At 43.5% G+C, this 18326-nt stretch carries 16 protein-coding genes; 9 read left to right on the forward strand and 7 right to left on the reverse strand.

Annotated features, from left to right (window positions below; all coding sequences use genetic code 11):
- Window positions 1-1670 precede the first annotated feature (1670 nt).
- Window positions 1671-2885 (reverse strand): tyrosine--tRNA ligase, encoded by a 1215-nt coding sequence (tyrS, locus tag FTU82_RS10965; RefSeq protein ID WP_100535507.1) that lies wholly within the window; start codon window positions 2883-2885, stop codon window positions 1671-1673.
- Between the two features lie 80 nt (window positions 2886-2965).
- Between tyrS and FTU82_RS10970 the strand changes: the two genes are divergently transcribed.
- Complete coding sequence (locus tag FTU82_RS10970) at window positions 2966-4093, forward strand: anhydro-N-acetylmuramic acid kinase (protein WP_180101334.1); 1128 nt, start codon at window positions 2966-2968, stop codon at window positions 4091-4093.
- Window positions 4094-4166: 73 nt separating this feature from the next.
- On the opposite strand, the gene FTU82_RS10975 is transcribed toward FTU82_RS10970, so the two are convergent.
- The 4 genes from FTU82_RS10975 to FTU82_RS10990 all read right to left on the reverse strand — a co-directional run bounded on the left by FTU82_RS10975 (window position 4167) and on the right by FTU82_RS10990 (window position 8316).
- Window positions 4167-5462 (reverse strand): lytic murein transglycosylase, encoded by a 1296-nt coding sequence (locus FTU82_RS10975; protein ID WP_218947747.1) that lies wholly within the window; start codon window positions 5460-5462, stop codon window positions 4167-4169.
- A gap of 651 nt (window positions 5463-6113) precedes the next feature.
- The gene (locus FTU82_RS10980) at window positions 6114-7235 is read right to left on the reverse strand and encodes a 5-(carboxyamino)imidazole ribonucleotide synthase (protein WP_180001646.1); all 1122 of its coding nucleotides are present in this window, start codon (window positions 7233-7235) and stop codon (window positions 6114-6116) included.
- Between the two features lie 27 nt (window positions 7236-7262).
- Complete coding sequence (gene purE, locus FTU82_RS10985) at window positions 7263-7775, reverse strand: 5-(carboxyamino)imidazole ribonucleotide mutase (RefSeq protein ID WP_180101335.1); 513 nt, start codon at window positions 7773-7775, stop codon at window positions 7263-7265.
- Window positions 7776-7974: 199 nt separating this feature from the next.
- The gene (locus tag FTU82_RS10990; RefSeq protein WP_074384157.1) at window positions 7975-8316 is read right to left on the reverse strand and encodes a DMT family protein; all 342 of its coding nucleotides are present in this window, start codon (window positions 8314-8316) and stop codon (window positions 7975-7977) included.
- Window positions 8317-8558: 242 nt separating this feature from the next.
- Here FTU82_RS10990 and mpl point away from each other — a divergent pair, with 242 nt between their 5' ends.
- The 5 genes from mpl to FTU82_RS11015 all read left to right on the forward strand — a co-directional run bounded on the left by mpl (window position 8559) and on the right by FTU82_RS11015 (window position 13275).
- On the forward strand, window positions 8559-9923 hold the full coding sequence (gene mpl / locus FTU82_RS10995; RefSeq protein WP_180001645.1) for a UDP-N-acetylmuramate:L-alanyl-gamma-D-glutamyl-meso-diaminopimelate ligase: 1365 nt from the start codon (window positions 8559-8561) through the stop codon (window positions 9921-9923).
- 307 nt (window positions 9924-10230) lie between these two features.
- A complete protein-coding gene (locus FTU82_RS11000; protein ID WP_306669835.1) occupies window positions 10231-10704 on the forward strand; it encodes an alcohol dehydrogenase catalytic domain-containing protein in 474 nt (157 codons plus the stop codon).
- A gap of 31 nt (window positions 10705-10735) precedes the next feature.
- Window positions 10736-11350 (forward strand): IS607 family transposase, encoded by a 615-nt coding sequence (locus FTU82_RS11005; RefSeq protein WP_180001644.1) that lies wholly within the window; start codon window positions 10736-10738, stop codon window positions 11348-11350.
- The gene (locus FTU82_RS11010; protein ID WP_180001643.1) at window positions 11347-12504 is read left to right on the forward strand and encodes an RNA-guided endonuclease TnpB family protein; all 1158 of its coding nucleotides are present in this window, start codon (window positions 11347-11349) and stop codon (window positions 12502-12504) included. Before FTU82_RS11005 ends, FTU82_RS11010 begins: the two co-directional genes overlap by 4 nt.
- A gap of 162 nt (window positions 12505-12666) precedes the next feature.
- Entirely contained in the window at window positions 12667-13275 is a 609-nt protein-coding gene (locus FTU82_RS11015; RefSeq protein ID WP_180001642.1) for a zinc-binding dehydrogenase, read from the forward strand.
- 141 nt (window positions 13276-13416) lie between these two features.
- On the opposite strand, the gene FTU82_RS11020 is transcribed toward FTU82_RS11015, so the two are convergent.
- The gene (locus tag FTU82_RS11020) at window positions 13417-13707 is read right to left on the reverse strand and encodes a GNAT family N-acetyltransferase (protein ID WP_005173472.1); all 291 of its coding nucleotides are present in this window, start codon (window positions 13705-13707) and stop codon (window positions 13417-13419) included.
- 24 nt (window positions 13708-13731) lie between these two features.
- Window positions 13732-14016, reverse strand: a complete 285-nt coding sequence (locus FTU82_RS11025) for a GNAT family N-acetyltransferase (protein WP_005173474.1) — start codon at window positions 14014-14016, stop codon at window positions 13732-13734.
- A gap of 153 nt (window positions 14017-14169) precedes the next feature.
- Between FTU82_RS11025 and FTU82_RS11030 the strand changes: the two genes are divergently transcribed.
- The 3 genes from FTU82_RS11030 to guaD all read left to right on the forward strand — a co-directional run bounded on the left by FTU82_RS11030 (window position 14170) and on the right by guaD (window position 18185).
- Complete coding sequence (locus FTU82_RS11030; RefSeq protein WP_005173477.1) at window positions 14170-15363, forward strand: sugar transporter; 1194 nt, start codon at window positions 14170-14172, stop codon at window positions 15361-15363.
- A gap of 331 nt (window positions 15364-15694) precedes the next feature.
- The gene (locus tag FTU82_RS11035) at window positions 15695-16660 is read left to right on the forward strand and encodes a TerC family protein (RefSeq protein ID WP_005173479.1); all 966 of its coding nucleotides are present in this window, start codon (window positions 15695-15697) and stop codon (window positions 16658-16660) included.
- A gap of 187 nt (window positions 16661-16847) precedes the next feature.
- The gene (gene guaD, locus FTU82_RS11040; RefSeq protein ID WP_005173481.1) at window positions 16848-18185 is read left to right on the forward strand and encodes a guanine deaminase; all 1338 of its coding nucleotides are present in this window, start codon (window positions 16848-16850) and stop codon (window positions 18183-18185) included.
- Window positions 18186-18326 lie beyond the last annotated feature (141 nt).

Below are 18326 nucleotides of genomic sequence, written 5' to 3' on the forward strand. Positions count from 1 at the left end.
AATTTTCTGACAAATATTTCTCAAATAAACTTCGAGTAATTTCTACCATCAATCAATGAAAATAATTTCGATCGATCAACCAGTAAAAATCCACACAAGTTGTTCTTCATAATCTCTTAATGATCTTTCTAACACCTCGTCAGTGCCAGAAGCTGGACTTCGATATACTTAACAACTCAGCAATCTGCTTCGTTCGTTTCCGTCTATCTCGTCGGTATGGGTGCATTCTAGAGGATTTCAGAATCATTGCAACCCCCAATTCACTATATTTTTCACGTATGTCTTTTTTTTCTACAAAAAATCCTAAAAAATCGCTTTTTTATCTAATTTTTAAGCGTTTTTATGCAATAAATGCACTAAACACGCCATTTTATTTTTATGAATCTAAAATTAATTAGACTTAAAAGCTATCAAAATAAGAATTAAAACCAGAGTTTTTGAGTTCCTAGCGCTAAATTCTGTTTTTTCATTCGGTTTAATGACCAGAACCAGCGCCAAATCTTGAAAGAGAGCTTGAATCGATTATTCTGATTTAGCTTGCTAGCATTATTGGCATGTGTTGAATGAAAATTTTATAGAGTGACCTCACTTTCTTGCTTTATATAGACATCATGCAATTTGTTGGTTCTGATTATCCCGGCACATCTATCCCTCCCCTATAAAGCACATTTTAGCAGCTTCATTTTATCCAGCGACTTTTCCAATCTCCTAACCTAAAGCAGTGTTGCATCACGTCTATAATCCTGTTTTCTCAGCTTGATAGTCTTCAATGATAAAAAACAGTTTCGCGCATCGCGATAAACACCCCTCAATCAGGAAAATACAAAGCAATACACAGCCAGAATGAGCTGCCTAAACAAGTGCTAGACACAGAGATCACACTGCTGTTTTTGTTTGGCCGACTGCTATTCAAGTAACAAACTTAAAATACGCTTCGTGTCTTCATCAAAAACATCTTCTGTTTGCTACCAATACATCTAATAAGGTTCTTGCATAAATCATTTTTGCATCACGACACAACACTGCTGCGCAAGGGAGAGGTTTTTCTAAGAAATCCCCTCATTCTCTTGTGAAGCAATACTTCTCATCTCAGAGAAAAAAAGAACTATCAATATCCATTCAAATATGAATATAAGGATCATTTTTTGATTTATGAAAGAGCTCTAATCATCTCTAATTTGTTTTTATATTGTGGTTTTCTAGGCGCTAGCCAAGCTTTAGCCAATAAAACAATGCTTTATTAGAGAAGGAATTTGGACTGGAATGCTTTAAGAAAAGTGCTATTTACAGCTTTAAAGCTTCGGAATGAAATCGCTACAAATAAAAAAGGAAGAGATCTCTCCCAAAATCTCCTCCTTAGAATTGAATCTTTACCCGATCCATTATGTCATTATTATAGTTATTCACTTTAAAGCTTAAAAAAGAGTCTCTTGGGGAAGAGACCTTATAAATTGTGGAGTTGTCTTATTATCACCCTCTAGATGCTTTGAACCAATTCTCTAGATGAATAAATCCTATAGATAATAAACCCGAAAAGCAAGCAATTTGGGAAAATTTAACTCTTGTTTTTATAGGGTTTTTTTTGAAGTTGCTTATTTGCTTTATGAATATAGAACATCAATAAAAAAGCAGACCGAAGCCTGCTTTTATTTCAATAACTTATCAATTTTTTAATCGGTGAAAGTAACTTTCGCAATCGCTTTTTTGCTGGCCTGAACGATCAAGGTCAGATTTTCCTTAACCGAATAAGAACTATCTACAGTGTGCCAATCCACTTTCACCGCGCCACGACCTAAAGCATCTTTGGCTTGGGCCGCATTCTTGGTCAAACCTGCTTCACGTAAAATTGAAGTAATAAAGATTTCACCACCAAACTCACCACGTGAAATAGTCACTTCTGGCGTACCTTCCGGTAATTCACCCTCAGTAATGATATTACCTGCACCTTTATGTGCATGCGCAGCAGCGTCGCTTCCGTGGAAACGCTCAACCAGCTCCAGCGCAAGAATCTTTTTCACCTCTTGAGGATTACGGCCTTCAGCAATTTCTTTTAGCAACTGCTGAATTTCTTCAATTGATTTAAAGCTGAGCAGATCAAAATAACGCTCAATCAATGCATCCGGCATTGAAAGCACTTTTTGATACATCGCACCTGGCGCATCAAATACACCAATATAGTTGCCTAAAGATTTAGACATTTTATTCACGCCATCTAAACCTTCAAGAATAGGCACCGTAATACACACTTGTGCTTCCTGATCATAACGACCTTGTAGCGTACGCCCCATCAACAGGTTAAAGGTCTGGTCTGTACCGCCCAACTCTACGTCCGCTTCTAAAGCCACCGAATCATAACCTTGTACCAATGGATACAAGAATTCGTGAATCGCGATCGGCTGTTGACTGTTATAACGCTTGGTAAAGTCGTCACGCTCCAACATACGCGCCACAGTTTGCTGTGATGCCAATTGAATTAAATCAGCCGCGGTTTTTTGTGCAAACCATTCCGAGTTAAATACAACTTTGGTTTTGTTTGGATCAAGAATTTTAAACACTTGTTCTTGATAGGTTTTTGCATTTTCTAAAACTTGTTCACGTGATAATGGTGGACGTGTAGCACTTTTACCTGTTGGATCACCGATCATCGCCGTGTAGTCACCGATCAGGAAGAATACTTCGTGGCCCAAATCCTGAAATACTTTTAACTTGTTGATGAGAACCGTATGACCTAAGTGCAGGTCAGGCGCAGTTGGGTCAAAACCTGCTTTAATTTTTAATGGACGATTCTTTTTTAATTTCTTAAGAAGGTCTTCTTCAGAAATAATTTCATGGGTGCCTCGTTGAATGAGGGCAAGTTGTTCTTCAGCCGGCAGGAAATTTGACATCACAAAATCCAATACATCAGTTACTCAATTTGTGCGATATACTAACACTTTTTCAGCATATTGCAGGCTTAAGAATAACCATGACAGCGATCTATATTGGGGTAATGACCGGCACAAGCATGGATGGTGTCGATATTGTTGCTGCTTCTTTTGATCCTTTACAGCTTCATGCCACACTCACTTTGGCATTCGATCCTGACCTGCGGCATGAGCTGATGGCACTGACTTTGCCCGATGACAATGAAATTGACCGTATGGGCAAGGCCGATGTGGCCTTGGCAGAAATGATTGGTCATGGTATCAACCAACTGATTGAAAACAACCAGTTAGATAAATCTAAAATTAAAGCCATTGGCTCCCATGGTCAGACCATCCGCCATCGCCCTGAGCATGGTTTTACCCTGCAAATTGGTGACCCCAATATTATTACCGAAATCACCCAGATTCCGGTGATTTCAGATTTCCGTCGTCGTGATTTGGCGGCGGGCGGTCAAGGCGCACCATTGGTGCCAGCCTTTCATCAGGATATTTTCCAGCATGACAGCATTCACCGGGTAATTTTAAATCTGGGTGGAATTGCCAATGTCAGCCTGTTACCTGCCGGAAAGCCTGATGATGTTTATGGCTTTGATACAGGGCCGGCCAACATTCTGATGGATGCCTGGTGCGCGCGTTATACCGGCCAGCCTTATGATGAAAATGGCAATTGGGCCGCTTATGGTACGCCGATTCGCAGCCTGCTGGATCGTTTACAGTCACACGAATTTTTCTCTAAAGAACCGCCTAAAAGTACCGGCCGTGAAGACTTTAACCTGGAATGGCTGGATGAACAGATTGCCGACTGGCGCAATGACCTGCAATACGATGAACTGGAAGATACCCCGGAAAATGTGCAGGCGACCTTATTAAAGCTCACTACCCGTGCCATTAAAAAAGCCATTTATCGTTCTGGCATGGATACTGGACAAGTTTTCGTGTGTGGTGGTGGCGCTTATAATTCTTATTTACTTGAGCAACTGCGCTGGCGCTTACGCAAACATGAATGGAGCATACAAACCACGGCTGATTTGGGCCTCAGTCCGACCTGGGTAGAAGCCACTGCCTTTGCCTGGCTGGCAATGCGTTTTATCAAGCAACTCAGTGGTAACCTGCCAGCGGTGACCGGTGCTTTAGGCTACCGTGTTCTGGGAACCATTACTGCTGTTTAAACCCGACCAGAGCAATCTAAAGTTATAAAAAAGGTCTGCATTTATGCAGACCTTTTTCCATTTTCAATATTCTTTATTGCATTAAATTTTTGGCATTTTCATTTCTAAAGGCCCGCAAAATCTGCTGACCGGCACGACCTGTAGGACTTAAGCCCAAACGCTGCTGTTCCTGACGAATCGCTTGACGGGTTTTATCACCAATCAGACCATCCACCGCACCAATGTCATAGCCACGATTTAGTAAAAATTGCTGAATCTCGCGACGTTCTGAACGCGATGTACCCACGTCATCGGTTGGCCAAGATGTGCTGAAGCTCCCTTTACCCTGTAAACGATCAGATAAATGCGCAATCGCCAAGGCATAACTTTCTGCTGCATTATAGCTATAAATGGCATCAAAGTTTCTAAAGACCAGGAACACCGGGCCATTTGGGCCGGCAGGCGCAAGCAAGCCAGCTTGAGAAGACGCTGATAAATTCCCTTGAATTAAAGGGGAACCATCGGCACGCACTACACCACGGCTAATCCAGCTATTCAGTGATTTTTTATTGCGACGGCCTTCATTTGAGATTGACATGCCTTGCGGGATTTTTACTTCAAAACCCCAAGGCTGTCCGGTCTGCCAACCACGCTTGCTTAAAAAGTTGGCGGTTGATGCCAAAGCATCGGGAATACTCGAAACCAGATCACGGCGGCCATCGCCATCAAAATCGACCGCAAGCTCATCATAGGTCGATGGCATAAACTGGGTATGACCGAAAGCACCTGCCCATGAACCCTTTAACTGATCCTCTCGCACATCACCGCGCTGTAACAGTTTCATCGTGGTAAAAAACTCACCACGGAAATAACTCTGGCGCCGCCCTTCACAGCTCAATGTTCCTAAGGCCTGCAATAAAGGATAGCGACCGGAAATATCACCAAAATTACTTTCTACACCCCATACCGCAACAATCGTTTCTGCAGGCACGCCATAGGCTGCGGAAACACGATTTAAGACTTCGCGATGTTGCTGTAATTTTTGCCGGCCGAGCTGAACCCGCTCTTCATCGACTAAACCAGACAAATAGTCCCAAATCGGGGTAGAAAATTCCGGTTGATAGTTTAAACGTTCAATTACGGAATAATCAGGCGTTAAATTTTGCGTATAACGGTCATAGCTGGCTGCACTGACGCCTCTTGATACAGCCTGACTACGTAAATTTGCCAAACAGTTTTGAAAATTATTCTGGGCAGGAAAATTTGACGGGCTGCTGGCCGCTGAAGGCAAAGTAGTCGTGTCGACACGCTGACCATTAATAATCAGCTCGGCATTTGCCTGAGAAACAGCCAAGAATAAAGAACCAACCACAAGCGCAAAACGTTGCATAAGACCCTTGAATATTTAGATTTTGAATTATGTTCTTAACATAGCAGCTCAATCTAAAAATTAAAGCTCAAATAGGTAAATTTAAATTCATAATTTCTGCACTTTTGAATTCATTTTGTAGTTTTAAATTTAAAACAACTTACCCACAACTTGTTTTTAAATTCAAAAGCAGCGGCGCTGTTTGAATTTAAATTTAAAATCCAGGAAACAACCTTTAAATTCAAAACCTTCTTTGTGGATAACTTAATATAAACAGGATTAATCAGATATTTATCAAGGTCTTGTTTTGTGAATTAAAAAACAGGGTGACTTGGTTTATTTTTAAATTTAAAACTTTGAATTCAAAGTAGCGGTTTGAATTTAAATTCATATTTTGAATTCATTTAAACTTTAAATTCAAAGACTGTTTTAATTTATTATTTTGAATTCAAACCAGCATTAAATTTTTAAATTCAAAGTATTTCTCTGTGGTCTATGAATCTTCATTTAGACTCTTTTATGTATACGCAATTGTTTATTTTACAATCAATTGAAAAATATCATGATCCGATAAATGGCAGGCATTTTCGAAGAGGCGCAATCATGCCTGAATCTGGAGAAATAAAAAAGCGACCACCGAAGTGATCGCTTTTTTTATCAGCAAGATAGCGCTTAAATGGTCATATCTTCGCTCAATGCCAGTGGATTCGGTAAAATCTTCGCCAGTTGACGGCATAAAGTCGTCAGCTGAGTACTGTCGGTTGGCATCAGGGTAATGTGACCAATCTTACGACCTTCACGCTCTGACTTGTTATACAGATGCAAATGCGCACCTTCTAAAGCCAGAACATCTGCAGATTTTGGATGCTGTCCGATGATATTCACCAGTACGCTTGGACGAATCACTTCCGTTGAACCCAGTGGCAGACCGGCCACCGCACGAATATGGTTTTCGAACTGTGAGCAGACTGCACCTTCAATCGACCAGTGCCCTGAGTTATGCACACGTGGTGCCATCTCGTTTGCATATAGACCTTTGTCTGTCACAAACAGCTCAAGGGTCAATACGCCCACATAGTTCAGATGATTGAGCAGGCGAGTGATGTAGTCCTGTGCGACCGGCTGCAAGTCTGCACTGTTCGGTGCAGGCACAATCGAGTGCGACAGGATGCCATTGTGATGATGATTTTCAGCCAATGGCCAGGTTTTTACATCACCATTTTGACCACGTACCGCAATGATCGACACTTCACGTGAGAACGTCACAAAGCTTTCTGCAATCAGTTCACCGGCAGGGCCAAGTTCCGCCCAAGCCTGCTCAATCTGATCAGTACTCCGCAGGACAAATTGACCCTTACCATCGTAACCACCGCGAGAGGTTTTTAATACGATCGGTAAGCCCAGTTCAGCCACAGCCGCCTGTAAACCTTCAAGTGCAGTCACTGCTTTATACGGCGCAACAGGAATGTCGAGCGTATCAAACAGGGCTTTTTCAGACAGACGATGCTGTGCAATTGCCAAGGCTTGACGTGGTGGATGCAGGTCTTTGTTTTTCACCAGCACATCCACATCTGCAAGCGGGGTATTTTCAAATTCCAGACTGAATACATCAGCACTGTGCATAAAATCCTGTAGACCATTTTCGGCCTTGCTGGAAATCACTTGACCGAGTGCCGCAGAAGGGCAATCCGTACTTGCTTCAAAGAAAGTACATTGAATATTCAATGGCAATGCCGCTTGTGCCATCATGCGCCCGAGCTGACCGCCGCCAAAAATACCGATGGTTTTATCCATGATGTCTGTCCCGTATGAAGCTTGGTTTTAGTTTTGACCAGGAATGTTATTGCTTGCCACTTTATCTGTTTGTGCCGCACGGAAATCTGCAACATTTTTCGCGATATCAGGGCGGATCAGACCTAAAATTTGCGCTGCCATAATGGCTGCATTGGTTGCACCGGCAGGGCCAATCGCAAGCGTACCCACCGCAATACCTGCTGGCATTTGTACAATCGAAAGCAAAGAATCGACGCCGTTTAAAATGGATGATTTGACTGGCACACCCAGGACTGGAAGATCAGTCTTTGCCGCACACATGCCCGGCAAATGCGCAGCACCACCCGCACCGGCAATAATCACCTGAATGCCACGATCACGCGCCTGCTCAGCATATTCAAATAAACGGTCAGGAGTACGGTGTGCAGAAACGACTTCAGCTTCAAATGGAACACCAAGCTGCTTGAGCATGTTGGCAGTATGTTCGAGAGTTGCCCAATCTGATTGAGAACCCATGATAATTCCTACTAGAGGAGCATCTTGTGCAGCAGCCGCATTCATTGCAAATTTTCCAGAGATTAAAGTAACAAAAAATAAATCTCGACGAGAGAGCCAAGCTTTAATAGGAGGTGCTTATTATAGACTGATTTTTCGGCTTCATAAAATTTAACGGTCAAAGCAAGGTTCGATTTTTCTTATTTTTTTAGCAGAATATTAAAAACTGGAATAAAAATAGGCGTGTAGTCTGCAAAGCTTTCGATCAGGAACTTCTGAAGACAAAATACACACATCCGCACAGACACAAGGCTGCCCAGAGATAATCCAGTTTAAAGGGCTGCTTAAACATGAAAATCATAAAAGGCACAAAGACCAGCAAGGTCACCACTTCCTGAGTGATTTTCATTTGCCCCACGGCCAGTCCCTGCTGTGCCAGTAATCGGGTGGCCGGAATCATCAGGCTATATTCAAACAGGGCAATCATCCAGCTGAATAAAATTGCCTGCCACAACGGCGCATCATGCGGTAAAAATTTTAAATGCCCATACCATGCCAAGGTCATAAAGCAATTGGCAATTACCAGAAGAAATAAAGCCGGCAACATCGGCATGTACTCTGCAAAAAGATCGGGTTTATTCTACGATTTATTTTGCAAAAAGATATTCTCTAAATTTGAAATTTCCTCTGAATTTATCCGTGAAACAGGATTTAAAAATTCCCGCAGCAATGCTTGAACTTTGACTATCTTTTCCGTGTAAGCCTTGCTATCGTTGCTTGCAAATTGAATAAATCATGATAACCGCACCAATATAAGGTGATGGGTCAGACAGGAACGGAGTGAAGTAGATGCATCTGCATATTTTGGGTATTTGTGGCACTTTTATGGGATCGCTGGCGCTCCTTGCACGCGATCTGGGCCACAAGGTGACAGGTTCAGATTTGAACGTCTATCCACCGATGTCGACCCAACTTGAAAATGCAGGCATCAGCTTGATGCAGGGTTATGAGCGTAGTCACTTGCAGCCGCATCCGGACCTGATCATTGTTGGCAATGCCATGAAGCGTGGTATTGATGCAGTAGAATATATGCTGAATGAAGGCTTGTCTTATATTTCAGGCCCACAGTTCCTGGCAGATCATGTTCTGCAAGGCAAACATGTATTGGGGGTTGCGGGTACACATGGCAAAACCACCACCACAACCATGCTGGCCTGGGTGCTGGATCAAGCCGGTTTAGAGCCAGGCTTCCTGATTGGTGGTGTGCCACTGGGTTTTAGTGAGAGTGCACGTCTCGGTGGCGGCAAATATTTCTGTGTCGAGGCGGATGAATACGATTCGGCTTTCTTCGACAAGCGTTCCAAGTTTGTGCATTACCATCCAAAAACGGCGATTTTAAATAACCTTGAATTTGACCATGCTGATATCTTTGATGATCTGGCTGCAATTCAAAAACAGTTCCATCATTTAGTTCGTACTATTCCAAGCGAAGGCCGAATCATTGCGCCGATTACCGAAAGCAATATCGATGAAGTACTAGAGCAGGGTTGCTGGACACCGGTGGTGCGCACCAGTCTGGATGCCAATGAAAAATCTGAACTGTATGCCGAACAGTTATCGACAGATGGTTCTCACTTTAAAGTCTTGCAACACGGTGTGGTGAAAGGTGAAGTGCAGTGGAGCATGACCGGACAGCATTCGGTGGCCAATGCGCTCGCGACGATTGCCGCTGCCGAGCATGTCGGCGTCTCCATTGAAACCGCCTGTGAAGCTTTATCTAATTTCGGTGGGGTAAAACGCCGTATGGAACTATTAGGCACAGTCCGTGGTATTGAGGTTTATGATGATTTCGCCCATCATCCCACAGCGATTGATACGACCTTGGAGGGCGCGCGCAAACGACTGGGTGAACGCAAACTCTGGGCAATTATTGAACCACGCTCCAATACCATGCGTATGGGCAGTCATAAAGAGGGTCTGGGTCATTCAGCACGTCTGGCCGATGCAGTAATCTGGTATCAACCGGAAGGACTGGACTGGGATCTGCAACCGGTCATTAATGCTGCGCCAAATAAAGCCAAAATTGCACGCACACTGGATGACATCATTCAGACCGTGGTAGCAGAGGCAGGTGAGGGCGATGCCGTAGTGATTATGTCAAATGGCGGTTTTGGTGGTTTACATCAGAAATTGATCAGTGCTTTAAACGCATAAAATAGATGCGTGGATAAGTATGTGAAAAAAGAAGCCCGCGATGCGGGCTTCTTTTTTCAGGGCAGTTGTTTTAGCAATCAAGAGAGAATGGCTGTTTTGACCTTTGCATTGCATGATGTCAAATTGGCCTAAAATGCCGATCACTCATCAGCCATTACGCATGATGTTTTGTTGCAATCTGAACGCGAGATAGATTGCAGCAGCACATCACTCAAGGCACAATCGAGAAGAACACAGGTATTTATAGACCTGACAGCCAGATCAGAATCAGGTCATTCTCATTCCTCACTCCTTCAGGAGATGTGTCATGACAACAATGAAAGCCATGGTCTATTACGGCAAAAACGACATCCGGCTTGAAGACCGTCCCATTCCCACTATTTTGCATCCCAGCGATGCGGTTATCAAACTCACTAAAGTCACTATTTGTGGTACAGACCTCGGGATCTGGAAAGGTAAAAACCCGGAAATTGAACAGCAAGCCACACGCAAACAGGGCAGTTTTAATGGCCGTATTTTAGGTCATGAAGGCATTGGTATTGTAGAAGAAGTCGGTTCTGCCGTTCAAAACTTCAAAAAAGGCGACCGGGTGATTATTTCCTGTGTCAGCCGCTGTGGAACCTGTGAAAACTGTCAGAAACAGCTGTATGCACATTGTCGCAATGAAGGCGGCTGGATCATGGGCTATATGATTGATGGTACTCATGCCGAATATGTACGCACGCCGTTTGCGGATACTTCTCTTTATCATTTACCTGAAGGGTTCGTAACTGTTAGTTGAAATCTACTCATTTCTATACTAATATATACAAATGAGTAGATATGTTGGTATTAGTGTTGCAGCTAAAACATTAGGTGTATCCATCCAAACCCTAAGAAGATGGGATGAGGAAGGCACTTTAGTTGCAGATAGAACCCCAAAAAATCACAGACGATATGATCTGAGTCAGATCACGCCTGAACTTATCCACGACCTTTCCATCCAAAACAGCCGAAAAACCATTGCTTATGCCAGAGTGTCTAGCCATGACCAAAAGGCTGATCTTGAGCGTCAAAAACAAGTTTTGGAAATGTACTGTGCTAAACAAGGATGGACATTTGAAATCATTGCCGATCTCGGTTCGGGTATGAATTACCATAAAAAAGGACTTAAAGCCCTTTTAGATGGAATTATTAATAATGAAATTGGTCGCTTGGTACTGACTCATAAAGATCGTTTATTGCGCTTTGGTGCTGAATTGGTTTTTGCTTTATGTGAAGCCCGAAATGTTGAAATTGTGATTATTAACCAAGGTGAAAATCTGAGTTTTGAGGAAGAACTCGCTCAAGATGTATTGGAGATAATTACTGTATTTTCAGCACGATTATATGGTAGCCGTAGCAAAAAGAACCAAAAGTTGATACAGGCGGTTAAAGAGGCACTATGAGTCAATTTATACGAGGGCATGTCATTGAGTTGATGCCCAATAACAAGCAAGCAAGCCACTTCGCTCAGGCGAGTGGTGTTGCTCGTTTATCGTATAACTGGGCTTTAAAGGAGTGGCAACGACAATATAAGGCTGATAAAGAATATCGAGATCAGTGCGATTATTATGGTGTTGAGGTGGATAAAAACCTCCTCAATAAGCCTCATGAAGCAAAATTAAGAAAACATTTAAACTCATTCAAATTTCAAAAATACCCTTTCATGAAGAAGGTAACTAAGTGCTCACCACAATTGGCAATTAAGCAGTTGGGTAGTGCTTTTGATAGATTCTTTAAGGGGAAATCAGGGTATCCAAAGCCAAGAAAAAAAGGCAAGGATGATCGTTTTTCATTATCAAATGACCAATTTAGTGTGGATAATAAGTCTATTAGAATCCCAAATTTAGGTTGGGTGAAGATGACTGAGGCTCTGCGCTATAAAGGTAAAATCCTATCAGCTAAAGTTTTTAAGCAAGGTGCAAAGTGGTTTGTATCAATTGCTGTTGAATTGACTCAAATTGAAAAACTTAAATCCAAAACAGGTTTATCTATTGGTGTTGATTTAGGTGTGTCTAATCTTGCCACCCTATCAAATGGTGAGATTATTCCATCCAATGCGCCATTGAAAAGACAGCTTGGAAAACTTAGGAGGCTGAACAAGTCTTTAAGTCGCAAGAAAAAACGTAGTCAGAATCGAGAGAAAGCGAAAACCAAGCTCTCTCGCCTACACTACAAAATCGCTTGCCTACGCAAGAATAATCTTCATCAGGTCACAACGGACTTGGTTACACGTTTTGATGTGATCGCTATTGAAGATTTGAATGTTAGAGGCATGGTCAAGAATCGGAAACTTGCAAGAGCCATATCTGATATGGGCTTTTATGAGTTCAAGCGACAGCTGATTTATAAAGCCAAACAGCATGGAAAATCGGTGCTTTCAGTTGGTCGATTCTTCCCAAGTAGTAAAATGTGTTCATGCTGTGGTGAGCTAAACCAATCACTTACACTCTCAATGCGTGAGTGGAAATGTTTGGTTTGCCAAACCACCCAAAATAGAGATGTTAATGCGTCAATTAACATCCTGCGATATGCGGATAAAGATTTAATCGCTGCGTAAGTGGTGATTAAGGCGGTGAGTTACACCGTGACAGCCTATGGAATTAAGGTAATCCCAGAAGCAAATGTTTTTGGTTCTCGATGTTGAAGTAGGAATTAAACATCAAACCCACATGAGTAGGTTTGAGTAGGTTTTAAATAACGGTTAAATGAAGATGTCGCTGTGTTCCTGTCGGATATCTTGCCGACATCACATGAAATTGGTCTGCAATATGGCGATGTCAAACCCGGAGATAATGTGGTGATTGTCGGTGCCGGCCCGATCGGCATGAGCTGCCTGCTGACCGCTCAATTCTATTCACCGGCCAACATCATCATGGTCGATGTCGATGACAACCGACTCGAGTTCGCCAAAACAGTGGGAGCGACGCATAGCATTAACTCCGCGAAAGAAGATGCCATACAACGTGTGCTGGAGCTGACGGATGGGCGAGGGGTCGATTGTGCCATTGAAGCGGTTGGTCTGGAGGCGACCTGGAATATCTGCCAGCATGTAGTCAAAGAGGGTGGACATATTGCCAATGTCGGCGTACATGGCAAATCAGTTAATTTTGAACTGAATAAACTCTGGATTAAAAACCTGACCATCACCACCGGACTGGTCAATGCCAATACCACTGCTATGCTGCTCAAAACCTGCTGTTCCGGTAAATTACCGCTGGAAAAACTGGCGACCCATCACTTTAAATTTAATGAATTTGAAAAAGCTTATGATGTGTTCAAGCATGCAGCCGATGAAAAGGCCTTGAAAGTGATGATCGAACTCAATTAATGCGGGAAAGTAAAAAGTCCGCTTGGCGGACTTTTTTTATTTGTAGCTGGAGTGAAAAATAGGGCATATCACCGCACTACTTATCAGCTTGTATTGAAAGCTCATTAGGCCGTTTTGCTCTTGGCAAATCGATCTAAATGATTAAGTAGAAGAGGCCGCGACATCAGATAAACTTTGGTCACGCTTAAACATCACATCCACATAGGAACATTGCGGAATGATGGTTAAACTTTTTTCACGGGCAAAATCGACCAGCACATCCAGCATTTTTCGGGCAACGCCCTGACCACGCAAGGAATGATCGACCCAGGTATGATCTGCAATAATCACCGAGGCTTCCCGCCATTGATAGGTAATCTCGGCCAGACGTCGACCTTTATCTTCCATAAAAAATACACCACCGCGTTTTGAATCTTGATATTGAATCTGCATAGATCTCCACCTTTATTTTCATTTTTAACTGCTTAACACATCGCTGAAATTAGGATCACGCTCAAATACCGATTGAGCAAAAGGGCATTCCGGAATAATCTTGACCCCTTGCTCACGGGCAAACTTGACCGCTGCTTCGACCAGATAATGTCCGACATGCTGTCCACGCAAACTGTCATCGACCCAGGTATGTTCAATCACCAGTCGATCCTCATCTTTCCAGAAATAGCTCATTTCGGCCAGACGCTTTTCATTTGGCTCGACAAACCATTGACCTTGACTGCCTTGTTGCTGATGCTCAATCAACATCCTCTAAACTCCGTATTTTTAATCCAGACTGACATATTTTTCAGTCGCATATTGTTCGATTTCTTTAAACGATTGTGAATCTGTGCTCTTTCCTGATATCACCGTGCAATGAACAGGTTTAAACTGCCTGTCTGTTGTTTAAGCCAGATATTTATGTCCAGCCCTTCTTTTAGCTCCTCGGTAAGACGTCAATGGATCTGCGTAATTGCGTTAGCCAGTGCCGCCTTTATTTTCAACACCACCGAATTTATTCCCGTGGCCTTACTCAGTGATATTGGTGCAAGTTTTGACATGTCGGCGACTCAGGTCGGGTTGATGCTGACCATTTATGCCTGGGTCGTGGCTTTATTGTCTTTACCGATGATGCTACTGACCAAAAACATTGAACGACGTTTCTTGTTGATGGTTTTATTTGCGGTCTTCATTTCCAGTCATGTGCTGTCTTATTTTGCCTGGAGTTTCAGTGTTCTGGTATTTAGCCGGATCGGGATTGCAGTAGCGCACGCGCTGTTTTGGTCAATTACCGCTTCGCTTGCAGTACGTGTCGCACCAGCAGGCAAAGAATTTCAAGCCTTGGGTTTATTGGCCACAGGTACTGCCATGGCCATGGTTCTGGGAATTCCCTTTGGTCGCATGATCGGGGAGGCCTATGGCTGGCGCAATAGTTTTGCCTTGATTGCCATCGTCGCCAGCGTGGTCTGCCTGCTACTGGCCAAAACCTTGCCCTTATTACCGAGTGTCAATTCAGGTTCACTCAGCAGCTTGAAAACCTTGTTAAAACGTCCAAGCCTGATGCTGGTATTTGCCCTGACGGTCATTGTAATTAGTGCACAATTCACCGCCTATAGTTATATCGAGCCATTTTCACTGAATATTGCCCAGCTCAGTTCTGTACAGACCACGACTTTATTGCTGGTCTATGGTGGGGCAGGTTTAATCGGCTCTTATCTATTTGGCCGTTTTGCACCACATTTTCCCAAACTTACTATTCCACTGTTCACACTTGGACTGGCTATCTCGTTGCTATTATTGCTGCCGTTGTCCAGCAATGTCTTGCAGTTAAATACCCTGGCTTTACTCTGGGGCGTCAGTATTATTGGTTTCAGTCTGGCCTTACAAGCCAAGACCTTAAATCTGGCCTCCGATGCCACCGACGTGGCCATGGCGATTTATTCTGGCCTGTATAATATTGGAATTGGTGCTGGCGCTTTACTCGGTGGGATCGCAACGGCACAGATCGGCTTGCACAGTATTGGCTGGCTCGGGGCCATCTTGGCCAGTCTGGGTTTTCTCATCACGTTATATTTAATTCGCCGTCCGGATTTTATTGCTCAAAAAATAGCTTGAATCATGCATTTTTGTAAATGAAATTGTAGTCTTAATAAAAATCTGTCATGCTTCTGCATATTGAGCATTTGCTCAAACAGAATTTCGTTTGAACAAGGGGAGTAGCCTCCTCCAAACGTTTAGCAATTGTGGTTCAGATTGTTCAACGTGTCAGAATATCGTCATTACACTTTGCAAAAAGTCGGTATCTGAGCATCTCACTGCGACACTTTTAATAAGAAGTGTAACAGTGAGATGTAGGCAAGACCTTGATCATGTTGGTATAGATGTTTTTCATCTGACAACAGGTCAAGGTTTTTTTATGGCCGATTGTCAGATGTGGAGAATTCACATGGAAACAATTGGTACGCTGTGGCTGTATCTTGTCTTTTTCGCGATTGTCGCAGTCATGCTGATCATCGATTTCGTCGGCTTTAAACATCAGCATGGCCAGGAGGTCAAAGTCCGGACTGCGGCCTACTGGAGTATTGCCTGGGTCAGTATCGCGACTTTATTTGGTGGCGGTTTATGGCTCTATCTGGAGCAGACCGCAGGTACTGCAATTGCCAATGCCAAGGTCATGGAATACTTCGCCGGTTATCTGCTGGAAAAATCCCTGGCAATTGATAACGTCTTTGTCTGGCTGATGATCTTCGCTGCTTTCGCCATTCCACCCGTGCTACAACGTAAATTGCTGCTCTACGGTGTACTCGGTGCGATTGTCCTCAGAACCATCTTTATTTTTATTGGCGCCTGGTTCGTTCAGGAATTCTCATGGATTTTATATATCTTCGGTGCCTTCCTGGTGTATACCGGCTTTAAATTCCTGCGTGGTCAGGATGAAGAAGAAAGCAATATTGAAGATATGGCGATTCTGAAATGGCTGCGTAAACGTATGCGGATTACACCGCAACTTGAAGGTGACAAATTCTTTATCCGTAAAGATGGTTTACTGTGGGCAACGCCGTTATTCCTGGTTTTGATTCTGGTCGAAGCCTCGGATGTGATCTTTGCGGTCGATTCTATTCCGGCAATTTTCGCTGTGACCACCGATCCCTTCATTGTACTGACTGCTAACCTGATGGCGATTTTGGGTCTGCGCGCGATGTTCTTCCTGTTATCGGGTGCCGCATCAAAAATGCATTATCTGCCTTATGGTCTCGGGATTATTCTGGTCTTTATCGGCTTTAAAATGCTGATGCTGGATGTATTCCATATGCCAATCTGGATTTCACTGAGCTTTATTGTGATTGTCTTGACGATCACGGCGATCCTGTCGATTCGCCACAGTAAAAAACATAATCAAACCACGCTCTAATAACTGTATAGACAATCATCTTTAGCGTCAAAAAAGTCCGTTCAATCATGAGCGGACTTTTTTTATTGCTCGACTGCCTTACCACAGCTTCGACTTAACTCAGGCAAATGAAGTCAGCATGATCACGTTATAAATCTACTGAAGTGGGTTACAATCTATTGAAAAAATTAAAAGCACAGGTTTTAACATGTCTTCTCAGATTGCAACAACGGCAGTCCGCGGTCGTTTCCTTGATATCCAGCATACAGTTGCCCAGGCACATGAGATTGATGACCAGGTGCGCTATGTAGAAGATGGTCTGATCATCATGCAAGATGGCAAGATTCAATGGTTTGGCAGCTGGGATGAAGGGCAGAAACATCTAGCTGAAAATATCCAGGTCGCCCATTATCCTGAACAGCTGATTGTGCCGGGATTGATCGATACCCATATTCATTTCCCGCAAACCGAGATGGTCGGGGCCTATGGCGAACAACTGCTGGAATGGTTAAATACCTATACTTTTCCAACAGAAATCCAGTTTGCAGATACAGCCTATAGCGAAAAAATCGCCGAATTTTTTGTGCAGGAATTGCTTAAAAATGGCACCACCACGGCACTGGTCTTCTGTACCGTACATCCTGAATCAGTAGATGCTTTGTTTACAGCGGCGAGCCGCAGAAATATGCGTCTGATCGCCGGTAAAATCTTGATGGACCGACATGCACCGGAAGCGCTGACAGATACAGCAGAAAGCGCTTATACCGATTCTAAAGCGCTGATTGAAAAATGGCATGGGCAGGGCCGTAACCTGTATGCCATTACCCCTCGCTTTGCCCCGACGTCCACCAATGAACAACTTGAAAAAGCAGGTCAGCTCAAAGCCGAATATCCAGATGTCTATGTACATACCCATTTAAGTGAAAATAAAAATGAAATTGCCTGGGTCAAAGAGTTATTTCCGGAACGTAAAGGCTACCTGGATGTCTATCATCACTATGGTTTAACCGGTGCAAAATCAGTGTTTGCACATTGTGTACACCTGGAAGAGCAGGAGTGGGATTGCATGCAGCAGACCAATTCAGCGATTGCCTTTTGTCCGACCTCAAACCTGTTTCTGGGCAGTGGTTTATTCCCATTAAAGAAAGCATGGGACAAGCAGGTGAAAGTCGGTCTGGGCACCGACATCGGGGCAGGCACCTCGTTTAACCAGTTACAGACTTTAAATGAAGCCTACAAAGTGCAGCAATTGCAGGGAGAAAAACTCTCTGCTTTTGAAGCCTTGTATCATGCCACCTTAGGCGGTGCTAAAGCCTTAAGTCTGGACGATCGTTTGGGGAACTTTAATATCGGCAAGGAGGCGGACTTTGTGGTGCTGGATCTAAATGCCACTGCTTTACAGCAGTTACGCCAAAGCAGAGCCAAAAATATTGAAGATGCATTTTTTGCACTGACCATGCTCGGCGATGACCGTAATATTGCAGTGACCTATGTCTACGGAGAAGCTGTCTATGTCAAAGCCCGATGTACCCGCTCAGACGACTAAAACCCAGCACCGCCATCGCTGGCTGATCGTCTCTGCCATGTTGCTGACCTGTACTTTCATCCTGCGCAGGGATTCGCAGGCAGCAAAGAAATGATTACATTTACAGCATGCAAAACAGGTGCATCTGCAGTAGGGATGTAT

It is taken from the genome of Acinetobacter sp. YH12151, from assembly GCF_013418355.1.
GTDB classification, from domain to species: Bacteria; Pseudomonadota; Gammaproteobacteria; order Pseudomonadales; family Moraxellaceae; genus Acinetobacter; species Acinetobacter pseudolwoffii.

Coding starts and splice junctions, on each gene's coding strand:
- FTU82_RS11025 (WP_005173474.1), bottom strand. CDS start 14,016: ATGTTGATTGAGCATCAGCAACAAGGCAGTCAAGGTCAATGGTTTGTC.
- mpl (WP_180001645.1), top strand. CDS start 8,559: ATGCATCTGCATATTTTGGGTATTTGTGGCACTTTTATGGGATCGCTG.
- FTU82_RS10975 (WP_218947747.1), bottom strand. CDS start 5,462: ATGCAACGTTTTGCGCTTGTGGTTGGTTCTTTATTCTTGGCTGTTTCT.
- FTU82_RS10970 (WP_180101334.1), top strand. CDS start 2,966: ATGACAGCGATCTATATTGGGGTAATGACCGGCACAAGCATGGATGGT.
- FTU82_RS10980 (WP_180001646.1), bottom strand. CDS start 7,235: ATGGATAAAACCATCGGTATTTTTGGCGGCGGTCAGCTCGGGCGCATG.
- tyrS (WP_100535507.1), bottom strand. CDS start 2,885: ATGTCAAATTTCCTGCCGGCTGAAGAACAACTTGCCCTCATTCAACGA.
- FTU82_RS11035 (WP_005173479.1), top strand. CDS start 15,695: ATGGAAACAATTGGTACGCTGTGGCTGTATCTTGTCTTTTTCGCGATT.
- guaD (WP_005173481.1), top strand. CDS start 16,848: ATGTCTTCTCAGATTGCAACAACGGCAGTCCGCGGTCGTTTCCTTGAT.
- FTU82_RS11020 (WP_005173472.1), bottom strand. CDS start 13,707: ATGCAGATTCAATATCAAGATTCAAAACGCGGTGGTGTATTTTTTATG.
- FTU82_RS11000 (WP_306669835.1), top strand. CDS start 10,231: ATGACAACAATGAAAGCCATGGTCTATTACGGCAAAAACGACATCCGG.
- FTU82_RS11030 (WP_005173477.1), top strand. CDS start 14,170: ATGTCCAGCCCTTCTTTTAGCTCCTCGGTAAGACGTCAATGGATCTGC.
- purE (WP_180101335.1), bottom strand. CDS start 7,775: ATGAATGCGGCTGCTGCACAAGATGCTCCTCTAGTAGGAATTATCATG.
- FTU82_RS11005 (WP_180001644.1), top strand. CDS start 10,736: ATGAGTAGATATGTTGGTATTAGTGTTGCAGCTAAAACATTAGGTGTA.
- FTU82_RS11010 (WP_180001643.1), top strand. CDS start 11,347: ATGAGTCAATTTATACGAGGGCATGTCATTGAGTTGATGCCCAATAAC.
- FTU82_RS10990 (WP_074384157.1), bottom strand. CDS start 8,316: ATGTTGCCGGCTTTATTTCTTCTGGTAATTGCCAATTGCTTTATGACC.